Origin of the sequence: Pseudomonas sp. IT-P171 (assembly GCF_949767765.1) — a bacterium.
In the GTDB taxonomy this organism is placed as follows: domain Bacteria; phylum Pseudomonadota; class Gammaproteobacteria; order Pseudomonadales; family Pseudomonadaceae; genus Aquipseudomonas; species Aquipseudomonas fluorescens_B.
Map to the genome: position 1 here is coordinate 83652 of NZ_CATKQN010000003.1, position 16879 is coordinate 100530.

Below are 16879 nucleotides of genomic sequence, written 5' to 3' on the forward strand. Positions count from 1 at the left end.
CCCCTTAAATCCACAACTTCTTGAAGTCACGACCGCCGAAGATCAGGTTGACCATCGCGCGGGTCACCATGATGGCCGTGAACATCGAGGTAAAGATCCCGAGGGACATGGTCACTGCGAAGCCTTTGACTGGACCTGTGCCCATCGCAAAGAGAATCCCGCCGACCAACAACGTTGTCAGGTTGGCGTCGAGAATCGCGGTGAATGCCCGGCCGAAGCCTTCGTTGATTGCCCGTTGTACGGTCATGCCCGCGGCGATCTCTTCACGAATCCGCGAGAAGATCAGGACGTTGGCGTCGACCGCCATACCCATGGTCAACACGATACCGGCGATACCCGGCAGGGTCAGCGTCGCACCCAGCAGCGACATCAGGGCCAGCAGCAACACCATGTTCACCGCCAGCGCGACGGTGGCAATGATGCCGAAGAAGCGGTAGATGGCGATGATGAACAGCGAGACAAACAGCATGCCCCACAGCGATGCATCGATACCCTTGACGATGTTGTCGGCACCCAGGCTTGGGCCAATTGTGCGCTCTTCAGCGAAGTACATCGGTGCAGCCAGACCACCGGCACGCAGCAACAGCGCCAGTTCGGACGACTCGCCCTGACCGTTCAGGCCAGTGATGCGGAATTGAGCACCCAGCGGCGACTGAATGGTCGCGAGGCTGATGATCTTCTTCTCTTCCTTGAAGGTTTGAACCGGTACGTCTTTCTCGACGCCGTTAACCACTTGCTTGACGTAAGTGGTAACCGGACGCTGCTCGATGAAGATCACCGCCATGCTGCGACCGACGTTGCTACGCGTTGCGCGGCTCATCAGCTCGCCACCGTGACCATCCAGACGGATGTTCACCTCTGGCGTGCCGTGCTCGCCGAAGCCAGCCTTGGCGTCAGTTACCTGGTCACCAGTGATGATCAGGCCACGCTCGATCTGTGCCGGAGGACGGTTGCCTTCGCGGAACTCGAAGGTTTCGGAAGTGGCTTTCGAAGCGCCAGGCTCAGCAGCCAGACGGAACTCAAGGTTGGCCGTCTTGCCGAGGATACGCTTGGCTTCTGCGGTGTCCTGCACGCCCGGCAGCTCAACCACGATGCGGTTGGCGCCCTGACGCTGAACGATCGGTTCGGCAACACCCAGCTCGTTGACGCGGTTACGGACCGTGGTCAAGTTCTGCTTGATGGAGTATTCGCGGATTTCCGCCAGCTTGGCCGGGGTCATCGCCAGACGCAGCACCGCCTGACCATTCAGGTCGGCCGGCACAATGTCGAAATCGTTGAAGTTCTTGCGGATCAGTGCGCGGGCCTGTTCGCGGGAAGCTTCATCAGCGAAGCCCAGCTGGATGGCACCGTTGAGTTGCGGCAGGCTGCGATAGCGCAGTTTCTCTTTACGCAACAGGCTCTTTACATCGCCTTCGTACACTTTCAAGCGTGCGTCGAGGGCTTTGTCCATGTCCACTTCCAGCAGGAAGTGCACACCACCGGACAAGTCCAGACCCAGCTTCATCGGGTGCGCGCCGAGGCTGCGCAGCCACTGCGGAGTGGTTTGTGCCAGGTTCAGTGCAACGACGTAGTCATCACCCAATGCCTTGCGCACGACGTCTTTGGCCGGCAGCTGGTCTTCAGCCTTGGTCAGACGAATCAGACCGCCCTTGCCGTTGGCCGCCAGCGTGGCTGCCTTGACGTTGATCCCGGACTCCTTGAGCGCAGCGCTCACACGGTCCAGATCAGCCTGATTGACTTGCAGCGCAGTGCTTGCGCCGCTGACCTGAATGGCCGGGTCATCAGGATATAAATTGGGAGCGGAATAAATCAGACCGACCGCCAGCACCGCCAGGATCAGAATGTATTTCCACAGAGGGTATTTGTTCAGCATCACGCCGCCCGCTTATGACGCGGGGCGCCTTGCGCGCCCCGTCGATTGAGTAGAAGTTGAAACTTAGATCGCTTTCAGCGTGCCTTTTGGCAGCGTGGCGGCAATAGCGCCTTTCTGGAACTTCATTTCGACGGTGTCGGAAACTTCCAGAACCACGAAATCATCAGCCACTTTAGTGATCTTGCCGGCGATGCCGCCGGTGGTCACAACTTCGTCGCCTTTCTGCAGGCTGCTCAGCAGGTTCTTCTGCTCTTTGGCGCGCTTGGCCTGTGGACGCCAGATCATCAGATAGAAGATGACCAGGAAACCGACAAGGAAAATCCACTCAAAACCGCCACCCATAGGGCCGGCAGCGGCCGGTGCAGCAGCGTCAGCCATGGCATTCGAGATAAAAAAGCTCATTTAGCACTCCAGTTGCAAATGTTGAATCTTGGGGTCAGAAAACTCAGTCCAAAGGCGGAACAGGTAACCCGCGTTTGGCGTAGAAGGCATCGACAAAGGCGGCCAATGTACCCTGTTGAATAGCCTCGCGCAAACCAGCCATAAGCACTTGATAATGACGCAAGTTATGGATGGTATTGAGCATGCTTCCCAGCATTTCGCCGCACTTGTCCAGGTGATGCAGATAAGCGCGGGAGAAGTTCTGGCAGGTATAGCAATCGCAGGTCGGATCGAGCGGCGAATCATCATGGCGATGGAACGCGTTACGGATCTTCAGCACACCAGTATCAATGAACAGATGCCCATTGCGGGCATTACGGGTTGGCATCACGCAATCGAACATGTCCACACCGCGGCGCACACCCTCAACCAGATCTTCCGGTTTGCCAACGCCCATAAGGTAACGAGGTTTGTCAGCCGGCATCTGGCCCGGCAGGTAATCCAGCACCTTGATCATCTCGTGCTTCGGCTCGCCTACAGACAAGCCGCCGATGGCCAGGCCATCGAAACCGATCTGGTCGAGGCCTTCCAGCGAACGCATGCGCAAATCCTGGTGCATGCCACCCTGAACGATGCCGAACAGCGCCGCCGTGTTGTCGCCGTGGGCTTCTTTCGAACGCTTGGCCCAGCGCAACGACAGCTCCATCGACACACGAGCAACATCTTCATCGGCCGGGTACGGCGTGCATTCGTCGAAAATCATCACGATGTCCGAGCCCAGGTCACGCTGGACCTGCATCGACTCTTCCGGCCCCATGAACACTTTGGCGCCATCCACCGGAGAGGCGAAGGTCACGCCCTCCTCCTTGATCTTGCGCATCGCGCCCAGGCTGAACACCTGGAAACCGCCGGAGTCGGTCAGAATCGGGCCTTTCCACTGCATGAAATCGTGCAGGTCGCCGTGCTTCTTGATCACTTCGGTGCCCGGGCGCAGCCACAAGTGGAAGGTGTTGCCCAGAATGATTTCCGCGCCGGTCGCGACGATATCCCGCGGCAGCATGCCCTTGACGGTGCCGTACGTGCCCACCGGCATGAAGGCCGGGGTCTCGACGGTACCGCGCGGGAAGGTCAAACGACCGCGACGAGCCTTGCCGTCGGTAGCAAGCAACTCAAACGACATACGACTTTGGCGACTCATTCTTTGTCCTCAGGGCCACGTGGTGCGGGGTTACGGGTGATAAACATCGCATCACCGTAGCTGAAAAAGCGGTACTCATGCTCCACGGCGGCTTTATAAGCGGCCATGGCTTCGGGATAACCGGCGAACGCCGAAACCAGCATCAACAGCGTGGATTCGGGCAAATGAAAGTTGGTGACCAGGGCATCGACCACATGAAACGGCCGGCCCGGGTAGATAAAGATGTCCGTGTCGCCACTGAACGGCTTGAGCACGCCATCGCGCGCGGCACTTTCCAGGGAACGCACGCTGGTGGTCCCCACGGCCACCACGCGACCACCGCGAGCACGGCAAGCGGCGACGGCATCGACCACGTCCTGGCCGACTTCCAGCCACTCGGTGTGCATGTGGTGATCTTCGATCTTCTCGACCCGCACCGGCTGGAACGTACCCGCGCCCACGTGCAAGGTCACGAACGCCGTCTCGACGCCCTTGGCGGCAATCGCCTCCATCAGCGGCTGATCGAAATGCAGCCCCGCCGTCGGCGCCGCCACCGCGCCCAGGCGCTCGGCGTACACCGTCTGATAACGCTCGCGGTCCGAGCCTTCATCCGGGCGGTCTATATAAGGAGGCAACGGCATGTGCCCGACGCGGTCGAGCAGCGGCAACACCTCTTCGCTAAACCCCAGCTCGAACAACGCATCGTGACGCGCCAGCATCTCGGCCTCGCCACCGCCGTCGATGAGGATCTTCGAACCCGGTTTCGGCGACTTGCTGGAGCGTACATGGGCCAGCACGCGATGGCTGTCCAGCACCCGCTCCACCAGAATTTCCAGCTTGCCGCCGGAAGCCTTCTGGCCAAACAGCCGCGCCGGAATCACCCGGGTATTGTTGAACACCATCAAATCGCCCGGGCGCAAATGCTCAAGCAAATCAGTGAATTGACGGTGTGCCAGGGCGCCGCTGACCCCATCAAGGGTCAACAGGCGACTGTTGCGACGCTCGGCCAAAGGGTGGCGAGCAATCAGCGAATCAGGGAGTTCGAAAGTAAAGTCAGCAACGCGCATGATGGGGTTCGTCTAGCAGGGCCCGGAAGTCTAGCGGAAATAGTGAAAATTCTCCATGTACCTGATTGACCGACGGTTATCTCATCTCTATACTTCGCCGCCATTGAGCCCTGATGGCGGAATTGGTAGACGCGGCGGATTCAAAATCCGTTTTCGAAAGGAGTGGGAGTTCGAGTCTCCCTCGGGGCACCAAAATTAAGAAAGGTCTTGCTTTGCAAGGCCTTTTTTTTCGCCTGCGATAAAGTGATTGGCACCCCGCCAGCCTCTAGGAGCTGCCGTAGGCTGCGATCTTTTGATCTTGCTTTTCAACGCCACAATCCGAAACCGCTCGGCTTACGAATCAAGGATTCACACAATGGAATTGCCACTGGAAACCGTTGCCCTTTTCGCCCTCAAGCTGGCTTATGAGACGGAAGGTGGAAGTCCGATTTTGCGGGACGATCCAATCATGAGCGACTATGAACGGGAGGTATTCGGCTTGCTAGTGCGCAGGGGCGATGTCGACGCGATCCAGTTCAGAGTGGCGCACTGTGTGGGTTTGGCGATGGAAGCTTTAGGCGGTGTTGATACGCCACTGGGGCGTGAGTTGCACAGGTTGGCAGATGATTTCAGCAATGCGCGGGCGATGGAGCAGCTTGAAGAGCCGCTAATCGCGCTCAAGGATTATCTGAAAGACATTCAATGAAGGAAGGCATGCAGCCTCAAAAGTGGGGACGCCCAATAGGCAGATCGCCGCTGGCTACCTTATCCCTTTTCCAAGCCCCCTCTCCCCAGTTTTTAACTTTCGACCAAAGTTAACAACGTCCGCTTCCAGCCGAGGCTGTGTAAAAACGTTTTTCAGTGCGACAGGTACTCAAAACCGGATTGAAAATTGCGCTTCTACGCGAAATCTACATCTGCTGACGTGCCGATAAATTTTAGATTTAACGTAGACGCGCACACTTCAATTTTGGCGAAGCGTTTTTACACACTCTGGGCCAATAGCTGCCGTTCGAGCGCGTCAGCTTCGAGGCCTACCTCGCCTGAGAACCGCAAACCTTTGCCTCCGACCGGGTCCGCAGCTATAGCGGCACTGACCGGAACATCCAACGAAGGTAAAAGCTCTAGGCAAATTCCTTGTCCAAGGACAGTCTTGAGAGATAGCATCGCGCCATCACTCGCAAGGATGCTCGAAGTGCCCGTATCGCTCCCCCTACTTTGCCTCCTCGCTCTGGCGCTCGCTGCGCTATCCCAGCAGGCGTACGCCAGCAGCACGCCTTATTCTGGCAGTACGGGTGGTATCGCGCGTTGCGATGAGGATCTTTTTCTCTTCAATTACCGCCCAATCAGTGGATCGAAGCGCAGTTGCGTGGCCTACCTCGGCATCTCAGGCGACTCTCGTGAACAGGCCACCTCCTCCCTTCAGCGCTTTGCTTACTCTTTTAGTGAATGTGCGTGCTTTTGCACCGGACCTCGTGATAGGGACTATTGCCTGACACCGGGAAGGCGGAAGAGTTATAGGCGAAAGTGAAACCATAATCGCGCTAAGCCATATGCGCGATTTTAGAAAAATAAGTCTGTCCCCTTTTTGGCGCGATAATCTAGAAAAACAGGAAATATAAAAATGAATAGCAGCTTTGATCTAAACAGAACCGTGTCAGACGCTTACGATGAAGCTTTAAAAAAAAGGGGGATTGCAAATATTTTAATTGCTGGCAAAACGGGCGTCGGAAAAAGCACCTTGATCAACACAGTGTTTCAAGGCCGCATGGCTGCCACCGGACAAGGGCGCCCTGTAACTCAACACACAAAAAAAATAACTAAGGAGGGAGTTCCGGTTGCCATTTATGATACTAAAGGGCTTGAGGTAAAGGATTACGACCCCATTCTTAAAGATTTAATGATATTCATAAGATCCACCAATTGCAATACTGACCATCAGCAGCATATACATGCTGCATGGATCTGCATTGCCGAGGGGGCTCGACGGGTTGAAGAAGCTGAAATATCCTTGGCAAAACATCTGTCCGAAGTAATGCCAGTTATCATTGTCATAACTACAGCCACGTCCGACCAAGGTTTTAAAAGTATTGTTGAAAATTTATTTCCATTCGCAAGAAATGTTATTCGAGTCAACTCGGTAGAGTTAGTGCTCGATGGTGGTATAAAAATCCCCATTCATGGACTGGAAGATTTAATTGATATAACCATGGAGGTAATTCCAGAAGGGCAAAAAAAGGCATTCGCGGCGGCCCAGCAGATAAAGCTAGATCACAAACTTAATCAATCACACAAAATTGTTGCCGCAGCTGCCGTTAGTGCAGCGGGGATCGCCGCCGTTCCTATTCCATTTTCAGATGCAATCGGAATTATTCCAATCCAAATAGGAATGCTGGCTGGAATTAGCTTGGCGTTCGGTTTGGATGCAAACAAAGCGTTTTTAGGGGCTTTAGTTAGTGGGACATTCACTGCTGTGGCGGGAAGTTTTGGTGGTCGAGCGGCCGTAGGCGCATTACTTAAATTCTTTCCCGGCTTGGGAAGTGCCGCTGGAGCGGCTATATCGGCAACCGTTGCAGCTACGATTACAACCACATTCGGTGAAGCTTACGTTGCAACTTTGTACGGTCTCCTTAAAGACGACCCTGACAAGAAACTAACTGGAGATGATGTTGCAAAAGCATTTAAAGAGAAGTTACAGAGCTGATCCCTAGTAAAGCTAACAAGACCCAAATTCTGCCGGGGACCGTATCTGAATTAGACTGGCAGCTTTGGGTCGATTCTGTTGAAAAAGTCGGCCATGGTTTCCACGGCAGAAAAGTATGCGCTTGAGATTGAAATTTTTACTTTGAGCAGAGGTACCTGGGTTCAGGTTTCGCATAGCAGCGCACAAAAAAGGCGTTTTCAGCAGTCAATATGCGGGCAGTCTAGAAGGACCGACTTTTTTAACACAACTGTCGGTCACGACAGGTGCAAATTGGCCATTAGCTGTCACTAAAACAGCTCAAATCTAAGACACATCGTCCGAGGATGATGCACTGCGCACTAAAAGCAGATAAAGTCTGCGAAATATAAAACTACACCTTCTGAGATACGGTTGATGAAATCTGACGATCTTTACAGCTTCTTAAGTGACCCAAAGTTACTGGAGCTTATCGAGCTTAACAAAACAGCCGATAACGTGTTTGATGTGGTAAGTTTAAATGAAAACCAAAATTCAAGCGTATTGGCGTGGTGCATGAACCCCAACGAAGGGCATGCTCAAGGCGATTCAGTTATCAAGGATTTTCTCGAGGCTGCATTTGAGGCAAGTGACAACTGCAAGTTTGACAACAAGAAATTTTTTGAAAAGTGGACGCTAGGCAGAATACGCACAACAAGTTTCGGCGCTGCTTTTGTAACGCGAGAATTTAAAATAAAGATTAATGACGGCTCTAGCAATGGCAGGCTGGATCTGTTCTTAGTAGACCCAAGGAACAAAATTCTCATAGCCATTGAAAACAAAGTAAAAGCTACGCTAGACGCTGGGCAGCTAGAGCGATATGTAAAGTCGGTAAAAACCGAATTAGCCGCTCGTAGGGTTTTTTCAGACTACGACCTCGCATTTGTAGTCATTGACAAAGATCTTGAGTCGTACTCTGAAACCCATTTATTATCCCTTGGCAATCGCTGGTGCTTACTTGATTATCAGTGGCTTGAACCTTCAGCAAATCGAGCCCGGCACAGTCTAAACCGAGGAAACCAATCCGCGCAGCTATTAGCCACTTATTGCCAAAGTGTAACCAATTGGGAAAGCCCAGCGAGCAAGGCGCAGTCAGATTTGCTGGCAGATATTGCGCTTTCTTACCCAGTAGTTATCGAAAGCATGCGTGAGCTTAAACGCATTCCAATGGAAACATGGGAACCCTCTACTCTCCAAGGGACGCTCGGGGAACTGATGATATTTTTCTCTCAGCACAAACCTGTCTGCGAGAAGCTAATCAAAATTAGAGGAGTAACAAGCCTTGCGCAGAAGCTTGCCAAGGCTGCGCCTAGTTTAGCAGCGGAATTTATCGAAGAAGGGAGTTATTGGGTCGCTCTGACATCTTCCAAAATCGAAAACTTCCAGCGTGATGAAAGTTGGCCAATATACCTCGACGTATATCGAGTTGCCAGGGTATCAACTCCATCAGCCCCAAAGTTCACGATCAAATTGGTGTGGCTAAAAAATGAATTCAACCCTCTTTCATGTGACGAGGCTGAATTGCGTTCTAGTTTCGAAGCAACATTCAGTGGCCTCAGCAAGCGACAGACATCTGACCGAAGAAGAATTCTCATCGCTGAGCACGTTACGCCAACTGAAGCGATTGATATTGCGGTCCAAACAATTACTAAAATTGATGAAGTTCTAAATAAATTCTTGAGTAATAGGTAGCCTTCGATTCACTCCCAAGCACCACACAGCTGATAGGAGTTTCTGACCTGTTGGCTTAGTGATGCCTTTGGGTTCCGTCCGGAAGCTCGCTCAACACATGTAGGAGCAATCCGATGCCCGCAGTTCGCCAACTCCTCTGTATCCCCCTAGCCTTAGACGCTCTTCCCCCTGCTAACTCTACCCATGAAATATACGTCGCGAAGGGCCGCTTTGGGTCGTCTACTGCCCGTCGCGAAATGCAGCAATCGGATTTCTGCCCCACGATAAGCCTCAATCGAGCCACTGCGCGGTTCTATACCATCAGAACTCCAAGCATTTTCTCCTCGTTTATCCAGCCGTGGCGACGGACTCGGTTTCACGAAAAACAGTTCATAGCCCTGAAGCAGCAACGTGCGTTGCTCTACCTCGGCTCTATGCGTTCACTCTATGCGTGACCGGACTTCGTGTTTTTCTTGTTCAAGTGAGGCGGGCTGTTCGTTAGAAAGGCCCGCAGCCTGACTGGTCTGGTTTGTAGTGGATGAAACTGAAGATCGACAAGCCTCAGCCCACTGCCTGCAACCAATTAAGTAAATCCATTTCCAAGCTGCCTGGCTTAGGGGCTGAGGGAGACAACAGGCAGTAGCGTGAGCCGTCTTCAACAAATCCTAATGGCGCGACTAACACGCCGCTCTGGATATCGTCGCGCACTAAGTGCCATGGGCCAATTGCTACCCCGAGGCCTGCGACAGCCGCTTGGATGCTGAAATAAAAGTGCTCAAAAGATTGCATCTCCGTGGCAGGAACGGGCAGTCCTTTTGCATTAGCCCACTCCTGCCAAGCCGTAGGTCGGCTAGTAGTCTGAAGCAGCGGGGCTGTGGAGCGCAGACATTTCCTGCTTTTGCCGAACCACTGATCTGCCTTTTCTGGCCGGCAGACAGGGCCGATCTTCTCTGGGAATAGGGTCTCAGCATGATAACCGGGGGGGCGAGGAAAATCGTCCCGCCGAATGGCTAAATCTATGCCATGGTCGAATGAAAAGATGCCGCCGCCGGCCACTAAATGAATGTCTATCCCTTGATGATGTGCTTGGAAGTCGCTCCAACGAGGGATCAGCCATCGCATTAACAGCGTTGGCTCGCAGGACAGGACAAGCTGACGAGCACGACGGGCGTCGGTGCGTATCTCGCGAACTGCCTGGTTCATCAATCCAAGCCCTTCACTAACTGCTTTCGCCAGGCGTCTTCCGGCGTCCGTTAAAAAAACCCTTCGGCTACGCCGCTCGAACAGGTCTACCCCCAGATCCTCTTCAAGCAAGCGCACTGCTCGGCTTATCGCACCTGGTGTCAGATGCAGTTCGTCAGCCGCACGGGCGAAGTTTTCGAACCGTCCGGCTGATTCGAAGCAACGCAACGCGAGCAGAGAAGGCGTGCGTGTCTCGGAGGTTGATGAGTTGTAGTCACTATTACCGTCAGAAATCATCGTTATTGCCAGTGCGTATGATCTGTAAAAATCGCTTTATACCACCAATAATTCGAAGGGTGCCGCATGAGCGAATGGATAGTAGTAATCACCATTACAATTCTCGCATGTATCAGTCCTGGGCCGGATTTCGCCATGGTTTCTCGCAACGGATTGCTACTGTCTCGACGGGCGGGCGTCCTCACAGCTGTGGGAATTGGTTTGGGGGTGCTTGTCCACGTCTGCTATACACTGCTCGGACTAGGGTTAGTGCTTCAACAATCGCCTTGGTTGTTCAATGCGCTGAAGCTGGCTGGAGCTGCGTATCTCGTCTACCTAGGCATCAAAATGCTTCGTTCTAAGCCGGCTATTGAACCGCTAGACGCACCGCCACCGGCCATATCAGATTTTGCAGCTCTGCGTACGGGATTTCTCACGAACGCGTTGAATCCGAAAACATCGATTTTCATCGTTAGTCTGTTCATGGGTGTAGTACGACCGGACACTGCCTTGACAGTGCAAATTGCATATGGACTTTCCATCGCTGGGGCGCACGCGGTGTGGTTCAGTCTCATCGCGCTGTGCTTCTCGGCCGGGATGGTGCGCGAGAAATTGTTGGCTGCAAGACAATGGATTGACCGAGTTTTTGGAGGCCTACTCGTGAGCTTCGGAATATTGCTGACAATCGCTCAGCGTTCAGTCTGAGTTGAGTTAGCTCTTGCGCAGCGCCTATCAAGCACGCCGCATATTCGAGTTGTTTCTCGAAGGCCGCCAGCACGGCGCTCAACTTGCTGGAGGATGCTCAGTTCTAGTCCATTCTGATCCCCTCTGTGCCCTACTGGCGCAGAGGTTTCACTTGAGCCAGCTGCGTAGACATGCGTGCTGGCACGACCATGGATAGACGTACGCGGCATGCCCGTTCCGGAGCGTAAATCATCGGTGTCGATCTCTACTTAAGTATTCATAGTTGAAACGGCGAGAACACATAAGCGAGTAGCACATGTTTAAGTAGAAAGTTGTCAGCGGCCGCTTTTGGCCCAGCTTTGCCAATCGTCACCGTCCGCTCCTGGCCCAGAGTGTGTAAAAACGCTTCGCCAAAATTGAAGTGTGCGCGTCTACGTTAAATCTGAAATTTATCGGCACGTCAGCAGATGTAGATTTCGCGTAGAAGCGCGATTTTCAATCCGGTTTTGAGTACCTGTCGCACTGAAAAACGTTTTTACACAGCCTCGGCCGATCACGGCCTTTGAGTGTAGTGGCTGCTCTTGCCAAAAAGGGTGCAGCACATTTTTTCGTCTTGGGGTCTTGGGATCGAAGCCTTCGAAGGTTGCAGGAACGGAATCTGCACGATAATCTCCCAAAGTCGCTGCCAATTCAGCGACCGGGTGTGAGAGCCCGAAACAATCAAGGCGCAAAGCGCCCCAAAACCTGTCGTGGCGTTTTTTTTCGCCTGCGATATGGCTTTATGGCGGCTGTGCGTGGGAGACCTTCGGGTCTACCGGTTGCCTTGATTGCCGGTTTCTCACCCCGCGCACGGCTGTCACCCAAGCCCGTGAGAAGGCTCGTGGCAGCTCCTCAAATCAAGGACGTTGACCATGAACAGAACAAATCCGTACGAAATTTGGCTTTTCCCTCTACACAATCCCCAATCGCGTAACACCCTCCCCCACCACCTCTCCCTCATCGGAGGTGGCCAATGACCAATCAACCCGAACTCACAACCATCGGCCTCACCCCCGCCATCTACTGCGGCGATCAAGCGCTTTTCCATGTCACCCGTAACGTGCCCGTCGGCGATGCGTTGGCCATGGCTTCTGACTTCCTCTTCCTCGCCAAGGCGCTGACCAAGGATGCGGCTTATGCCAAGGACACGGATTACCACGCCTGGGCCGCGCATTATTTGACGGCGATGAGTAAGGCGGTGGTGGATGATGTAGCGAAGGTGCTGACTCGGGATCGAGATAACGAGTTGGCAAATAAGCGGGCTGAGGGGATGGCTGAGGGGTAGCAAGCAAAAGGGCGGGACTCTGCCAGGCGTTTTGTAACTATGCAGGCACTCGCTCGCGAAGACTACGGCCATTCTGCGGGAATGGTGGTTGGCTGTCGTTTTTCGCGAGCGAACTCGCTCCTACAGAGGCTGCGGTGAATAGGTAGCTGTTGTCAGCCCGGAATATTTCGGGGACTTTTGTTACTGAGGTAGGCACGCAGCTCGATGACTAGGCTCAGGCTTACGAAGCTAGATGCTAGAGACGGCTGACGATTTCCTTCCAGACATACCCGTAGTGATAACTCAGCCAGCGAACAAGCAGCTTATCGAACTGCCTGCGAAACCAATTGTTTTCCCTGGCTGCAAGTCTTTCTTCAATCATGGCGTTGAGCGAGTCAGGATCGAAACCTGTCCAGACCGATGGGACGGCCGATTCAATATTGGTAAAGCAAACAGGCGCGACTTCTGAGTAAAGAATTTCGTGTAGCGTCTGACGATCAACACCCTTCACCTGCTCTGCTATGTAGTCGTAATCGACCGGCGAGTCATTGAACGGATCCGAGAGTGCGGCTCTGATTTTGGTCAGTTCGGATCGACTCAAAAGATATCCCAATGCGAAAACTCCTCTAGCTCCTCATCGAGAGAATGGGCGACTGCTTCACCAGCCACACCCCCTGCAATGCTTCCCACCAAAACAACAGCAATTGCACAAATGGGAGCACCCGGACCACAGAGAGCGCTCACGCCAAGCCCCGCGAGCAAACCTCCCACTGCACCACTGCCCACTATGATGCCCTGCCGCGCGGTTTCCTTCGGCTTGTTATCAGCATTCAGGATTTGATAGGTCGCAAGGGCGGCGGTGACTAGAATTCCGAGCTTCCCCATCATGCGCATTTTTTGGGTGCCTTTCGTGAACGAGGCATCGTCCCGACCGGCCGCTTCCAGGATTGTGTAGTGGATTTTGGTTTGTTCTGTTGGCGAAAGGCTGTTGTATTTCTTTTTAAAGAGGCGCTCGGAGTAGCGATCGAACAGTGAGTCAAGCGTCCTGCCGTCGGGCTTCTTTTTTTGGACGATAGCCAGGCCTTGAGCGGATGTGAATTTGCGATGTTCCATCATGATCTTGTTTCTCAATTCATGACTGAACTGTACGCCTTCATGTGCAGTAATTATTCCTGCCTTGACGTCTGCCAATGTCTGCTGAGACATGCGCTTGATATTTTTCATGTAGCTGGCTCGGACCTTTTCGTCTGAGATAGCATCCAGCGAAAATCTGAGTGCTGTCCCCTCCATCAATTCCAGTGCTCTGTCGAGCGGAGAGTCCATCAACGCGTGCTCACGTTGAATGACATAGCTACCGGTGACAAGGTACGGCTCGGTCATAGGATGCTCCTTATCCCAATATTTTATTCAAAAGGCTTTCTGTAAGAGTCGAGGTGGCGGTAGTCGATCCCTCCTCGAACTTGAGCATCAAACAAACTTTCCCTGAGGGGCTATTAAATTTAACAGCGTTGTCCCTGTTAAATACGCCTGGAAGGGTTGATCCGTCCTCAAAATGCGCCGTGCACGATAACCCTTCGTAACTTTCGGTGGCAGGGATTTTGAAGCCGATCCAGCTAGCGCCAAGAACGAGAGGCACTGGGGGAAAAAATGGGCAGGCTGTATGAGAATCACCAATTATCACCGTCCCGGAACCACCAATGACAACACTGCCGTGGGTTCCGCCTGTATCAATCGTCGCGGCATTCTTGCCATTGATGAAAACAGTGGAGGACAGACCAGAGGACAATGCACTGCCACACGTACAGGTATCACCTTGGCGTGCAGCTGAGAGCCCATCGAAGAAAACGTCTGGCGATCCTGTCGCGATGGGATTGGTGCCGTGCCCCGGTAGCGGGCAACTTGAAGGGTCGGTTTTACGCGCGGCTGGCTTAGCCAAGATGACCTCCTGTCATTGGATCCTGATGTGGCAAATAACCTGACAGATTGCTGCGGCTGTTGCGTACCTCTCAGCGAGGAATGAGCCCACTGGCCGGTAGCGCAAGATGTGTGCGCCACGGAAAGATATCGCAACGGTTTCCTCTTTGATGGCTGCCCTTCCCACCTGCAATATCACCGGCTCTGGTGCACTGAAGGGACATTCAGCGCCAGCAGACAACAACGAATGTTTTTTCGGTATCGCAAGGATGTATCAATGCGGCAAATCGCTCTCAGCAACAAAAAACTCAGAGGCATTCCCCGCCGTCTTCGCGCTTTGGAACGTTGGGCTGCCAGTTTTCGCGACGAGTTTTATCCGCGATCCGGGCGCATGGAGCGCTACACACATTGGAAGATTCCGGTGCATGAGGCTCTTGTTGAAGGCCCTCAAGCCAGGATCGAAGTTCAAGCCTTCTGTATCCAGCAACTGCTCGAAGCCGCTAGCCACCTGTCCAACGCGGCTGACCACTCACAGGGTTACTATCGGGTCGCTTGCCTGCTGACGTGGCCATGGGTCCATCAGAGCGAGGTCACCCTCTTCTATGACCGGGACTATTACATGGGTTTTCTCGGTAAAACCAACGCCCTCAAGCCAGATCGGATCAGCCACGATCTTGCGTTGCACACGCCAGCGAATTTCATCGAGCATGGGCATGACGTCACTCAAGCAGACGATGAGGTCGCCGTTCAGTGGTGGTGCATTGGGGAACCGGCGTGAGGGCTTTCATCCTCGGTCTACTGCAGGGATCAATGATGTGGCTTGCGCCTAGGACACGGACCCCGAGTTAGTGGGGCTCTCAGATACGTAACGTTTGGCGACCAAATACCCGAGACAGCCCCCCGCCCTTGTAGTCAGATACGGCTATCGTTTGAATTGGCTGTGTAGGGGCATTTTGCGGAAACGGTTATGACACCCAAATGGAATCACACATGGAAGCGCTGATTAATCCGGACCTGCTGCGATGGGCGAGGGAGCGTGCCTCCCTGAGCACGAGCGCCCTGGCCAAAAGTCTGGGTACGCAGGAAGACAACGTGTTGGCGTGGGAGCAAGGCACGAAAAGGCCCTCCTTCAACCAGGCCATGAATTACGCCCGGCAGACGTACATCCCGTTTGGGTACCTTTACCTGCCTCAGCCGCCGGAGGAAAACCCTTCTCTGCCGGATCTCAGAACGATGAATGGCAGGCGTAGCCGCAGATACAGTCTCGCCCTCATGGACACCATCAGGTGGGCGGCGGAACGACAGGAATGGTATCGCGACTACCTGATCAGCCAAGGCATCACAGAAAATAGCGTTGTCGGGAAGTTTTCGGTGAGTGACAGCTTCGAAGAAATCGTTGCGGACATTCGTGCAGTCTTAGGCTTATCCAACATACCCAAGCGCGGCGATTTTGAAGACTACTTTAAAAGTTTAGTCGGCAACATTGAAAGCACCGGGATACTTGTGATGCGCAATAGCGTTGTCAACAACAATACGAGCAGGCCATTGCTTGTTGAAGAATTTCGAGGCTTCGCAATCAGCGACAAATTGGCACCCGTCATTTTTATCAACACCGCCGATTGCCCCGAGGCAAGGCTGTTCACTTTAGCTCATGAGCTGTCTCATATCTGGTTAGGTCATTCTGGTGTGTCTGATGGTGACCCTGCGAACCATAGATCGGAGGAAATCCTGTGCAACGCAGTCGCAGCAGAGCTGTTAACGCCTGGCCGTGAATTCCTTTCCTTTTGGGATGCTGAGATCGAGTGGCAAGAAAACATTCCTCGTTTAACAAATATTTTCCATGTGAGCGGCTGGGTGATCGCCAGGAGAGCCCTGACTTTTAACCTCATAACGGCATTCGAATATGAAGCATTTGTTGCCAGAAAAATCACCGAGTACAAAGCTCGCGACAAAGACGGGGCCCCTCCCTACAACAGGCTGCAGACCGCCAGAGTTAGCAAAACGCTCGCCATAGCGGTGGCAAGTGAAGCGTTAAGCGGAAGAATGCTTTATCGAGACGCAGCACGTCTGATTGGTGTGAAGCCGCACAAACTCTCTGATTATTCTAAGAAGGAACTTGGATTTTGAGTTATCTGCTGGATGCGAACTCCTACCTACAGGCGAAAAACACTCACTACCGCATGGTTTTCTGCCCTGGCTTCTGGGACTGGCTGGACAGCGCCTCTGATGCGGGGAAAATATCCAGCGTAACGTCGGTGTACAAGGAACTGGTTGACTATGGGGACGAATTATCGGAATGGGCGAAAGAAAGAACAAACCATTTCTTGTCGGTAAATGACGCCAGTACACAGATAACATTCGCGCAGATCGCTACGTTTGTCATGGACCTGCCGCTGCCTAAAAAAACAGAAAAAATACGCTTTCTTGAAGGCGCCGATCCATGGTTGATTGCTAAAGCCGGCGCAACTGGACAGACCGTTGTAACCCACGAAGTGTTGGTACCTCCAACGAGTCAGAAAATCAAAATCCCAAATATTTGCCAGCAGTTCAATGTGCCCTACATGAGCGCATTCGATCTGCTCGAAACACTTGATGCCAAACTCGTTCTTGGCACGCTGAGCTCAAATCCGTCGGCCTGACACCCGCTATCTAC

17 protein-coding genes and 1 tRNA gene are annotated in these 16879 nt (G+C 53.3%); 10 read left to right on the forward strand and 8 right to left on the reverse strand.

Features of this window, described 5'->3' with window-relative positions:
* Window positions 1-4: 4 nt before the first annotated feature.
* The 4 genes from secD to queA all read right to left on the reverse strand — a co-directional run bounded on the left by secD (window position 5) and on the right by queA (window position 4498).
* Entirely contained in the window at window positions 5-1873 is a 1869-nt protein-coding gene (gene secD, locus ACM6I5_RS02625) for a protein translocase subunit SecD (RefSeq protein ID WP_414879450.1), read from the reverse strand.
* 63 nt (window positions 1874-1936) lie between these two features.
* Window positions 1937-2275 (reverse strand): preprotein translocase subunit YajC, encoded by a 339-nt coding sequence (gene yajC / locus ACM6I5_RS02630; RefSeq protein ID WP_007916913.1) that lies wholly within the window; start codon window positions 2273-2275, stop codon window positions 1937-1939.
* Window positions 2276-2318: 43 nt separating this feature from the next.
* Window positions 2319-3434 carry a tRNA guanosine(34) transglycosylase Tgt gene (gene tgt, locus ACM6I5_RS02635; RefSeq protein ID WP_162491076.1) on the reverse strand — a complete coding sequence of 372 codons (1116 nt, stop codon included), beginning with the start codon at window positions 3432-3434 and terminating at the stop codon, window positions 2319-2321.
* A 14-nt stretch (window positions 3435-3448) separates the two neighbouring features.
* A complete protein-coding gene (gene queA, locus ACM6I5_RS02640; RefSeq protein ID WP_414879449.1) occupies window positions 3449-4498 on the reverse strand; it encodes a tRNA preQ1(34) S-adenosylmethionine ribosyltransferase-isomerase QueA in 1050 nt (349 codons plus the stop codon).
* 107 nt (window positions 4499-4605) lie between these two features.
* Between queA and ACM6I5_RS02645 the strand changes: the two genes are divergently transcribed.
* The 5 genes from ACM6I5_RS02645 to ACM6I5_RS02665 all read left to right on the forward strand — a co-directional run bounded on the left by ACM6I5_RS02645 (window position 4606) and on the right by ACM6I5_RS02665 (window position 8888).
* Window positions 4606-4690: transfer RNA gene (locus ACM6I5_RS02645), tRNA-Leu, on the forward strand.
* Window positions 4691-4853: 163 nt separating this feature from the next.
* Complete coding sequence (locus ACM6I5_RS02650; RefSeq protein WP_414883122.1) at window positions 4854-5183, forward strand: hypothetical protein; 330 nt, start codon at window positions 4854-4856, stop codon at window positions 5181-5183.
* Between the two features lie 480 nt (window positions 5184-5663).
* The gene (locus tag ACM6I5_RS02655) at window positions 5664-6008 is read left to right on the forward strand and encodes a hypothetical protein (RefSeq protein ID WP_414883182.1); all 345 of its coding nucleotides are present in this window, start codon (window positions 5664-5666) and stop codon (window positions 6006-6008) included.
* A gap of 93 nt (window positions 6009-6101) precedes the next feature.
* Window positions 6102-7181 carry a GTPase gene (locus tag ACM6I5_RS02660; RefSeq protein WP_414883123.1) on the forward strand — a complete coding sequence of 360 codons (1080 nt, stop codon included), beginning with the start codon at window positions 6102-6104 and terminating at the stop codon, window positions 7179-7181.
* Between the two features lie 393 nt (window positions 7182-7574).
* Complete coding sequence (locus ACM6I5_RS02665; protein WP_414883124.1) at window positions 7575-8888, forward strand: PD-(D/E)XK nuclease family protein; 1314 nt, start codon at window positions 7575-7577, stop codon at window positions 8886-8888.
* A gap of 540 nt (window positions 8889-9428) precedes the next feature.
* Here the strand turns inward: ACM6I5_RS02665 and ACM6I5_RS02670 are convergent.
* Window positions 9429-10346, reverse strand: a complete 918-nt coding sequence (locus ACM6I5_RS02670) for a LysR family transcriptional regulator (RefSeq protein WP_414883125.1) — start codon at window positions 10344-10346, stop codon at window positions 9429-9431.
* A gap of 66 nt (window positions 10347-10412) precedes the next feature.
* Between ACM6I5_RS02670 and ACM6I5_RS02675 the strand changes: the two genes are divergently transcribed.
* Both ACM6I5_RS02675 and ACM6I5_RS02680 read left to right on the forward strand, forming a co-directional pair.
* Window positions 10413-11030 carry a LysE family translocator gene (locus ACM6I5_RS02675; protein WP_414883126.1) on the forward strand — a complete coding sequence of 206 codons (618 nt, stop codon included), beginning with the start codon at window positions 10413-10415 and terminating at the stop codon, window positions 11028-11030.
* A gap of 991 nt (window positions 11031-12021) precedes the next feature.
* A complete protein-coding gene (locus tag ACM6I5_RS02680; protein WP_414883127.1) occupies window positions 12022-12333 on the forward strand; it encodes a DUF3077 domain-containing protein in 312 nt (103 codons plus the stop codon).
* Window positions 12334-12568: 235 nt separating this feature from the next.
* Here the strand turns inward: ACM6I5_RS02680 and ACM6I5_RS02685 are convergent, their stop codons facing one another.
* The 3 genes from ACM6I5_RS02685 to ACM6I5_RS02695 are packed head-to-tail and all read right to left on the reverse strand — an operon-like array spanning window position 12569 to window position 14248.
* Window positions 12569-12925 carry a hypothetical protein gene (locus ACM6I5_RS02685; RefSeq protein ID WP_414883128.1) on the reverse strand — a complete coding sequence of 119 codons (357 nt, stop codon included), beginning with the start codon at window positions 12923-12925 and terminating at the stop codon, window positions 12569-12571.
* Complete coding sequence (locus ACM6I5_RS02690) at window positions 12910-13692, reverse strand: hypothetical protein (RefSeq protein WP_414883129.1); 783 nt, start codon at window positions 13690-13692, stop codon at window positions 12910-12912. The genes ACM6I5_RS02685 and ACM6I5_RS02690 overlap by 16 nt, the downstream gene beginning before the upstream one ends.
* Window positions 13693-13702: 10 nt before the next feature.
* Entirely contained in the window at window positions 13703-14248 is a 546-nt protein-coding gene (locus ACM6I5_RS02695; RefSeq protein WP_414883130.1) for a PAAR domain-containing protein, read from the reverse strand.
* Window positions 14249-14503: 255 nt separating this feature from the next.
* On the opposite strand from ACM6I5_RS02695, the gene ACM6I5_RS02700 reads away from it, so the two are divergent.
* From ACM6I5_RS02700 to ACM6I5_RS02710, 3 genes are all read left to right on the forward strand, one after another.
* On the forward strand, window positions 14504-15004 hold the full coding sequence (locus ACM6I5_RS02700) for a DUF3916 domain-containing protein (protein ID WP_017340330.1): 501 nt from the start codon (window positions 14504-14506) through the stop codon (window positions 15002-15004).
* 212 nt (window positions 15005-15216) lie between these two features.
* Window positions 15217-16353: an ImmA/IrrE family metallo-endopeptidase gene (locus tag ACM6I5_RS02705; protein WP_414883131.1), complete on the forward strand. Its 1137-nt coding sequence runs from the start codon at window positions 15217-15219 to the stop codon at window positions 16351-16353.
* Window positions 16350-16865, forward strand: a complete 516-nt coding sequence (locus tag ACM6I5_RS02710) for a DUF4411 family protein (protein ID WP_414883132.1) — start codon at window positions 16350-16352, stop codon at window positions 16863-16865. Before ACM6I5_RS02705 ends, ACM6I5_RS02710 begins: the two co-directional genes overlap by 4 nt.
* Window positions 16866-16879 lie beyond the last annotated feature (14 nt).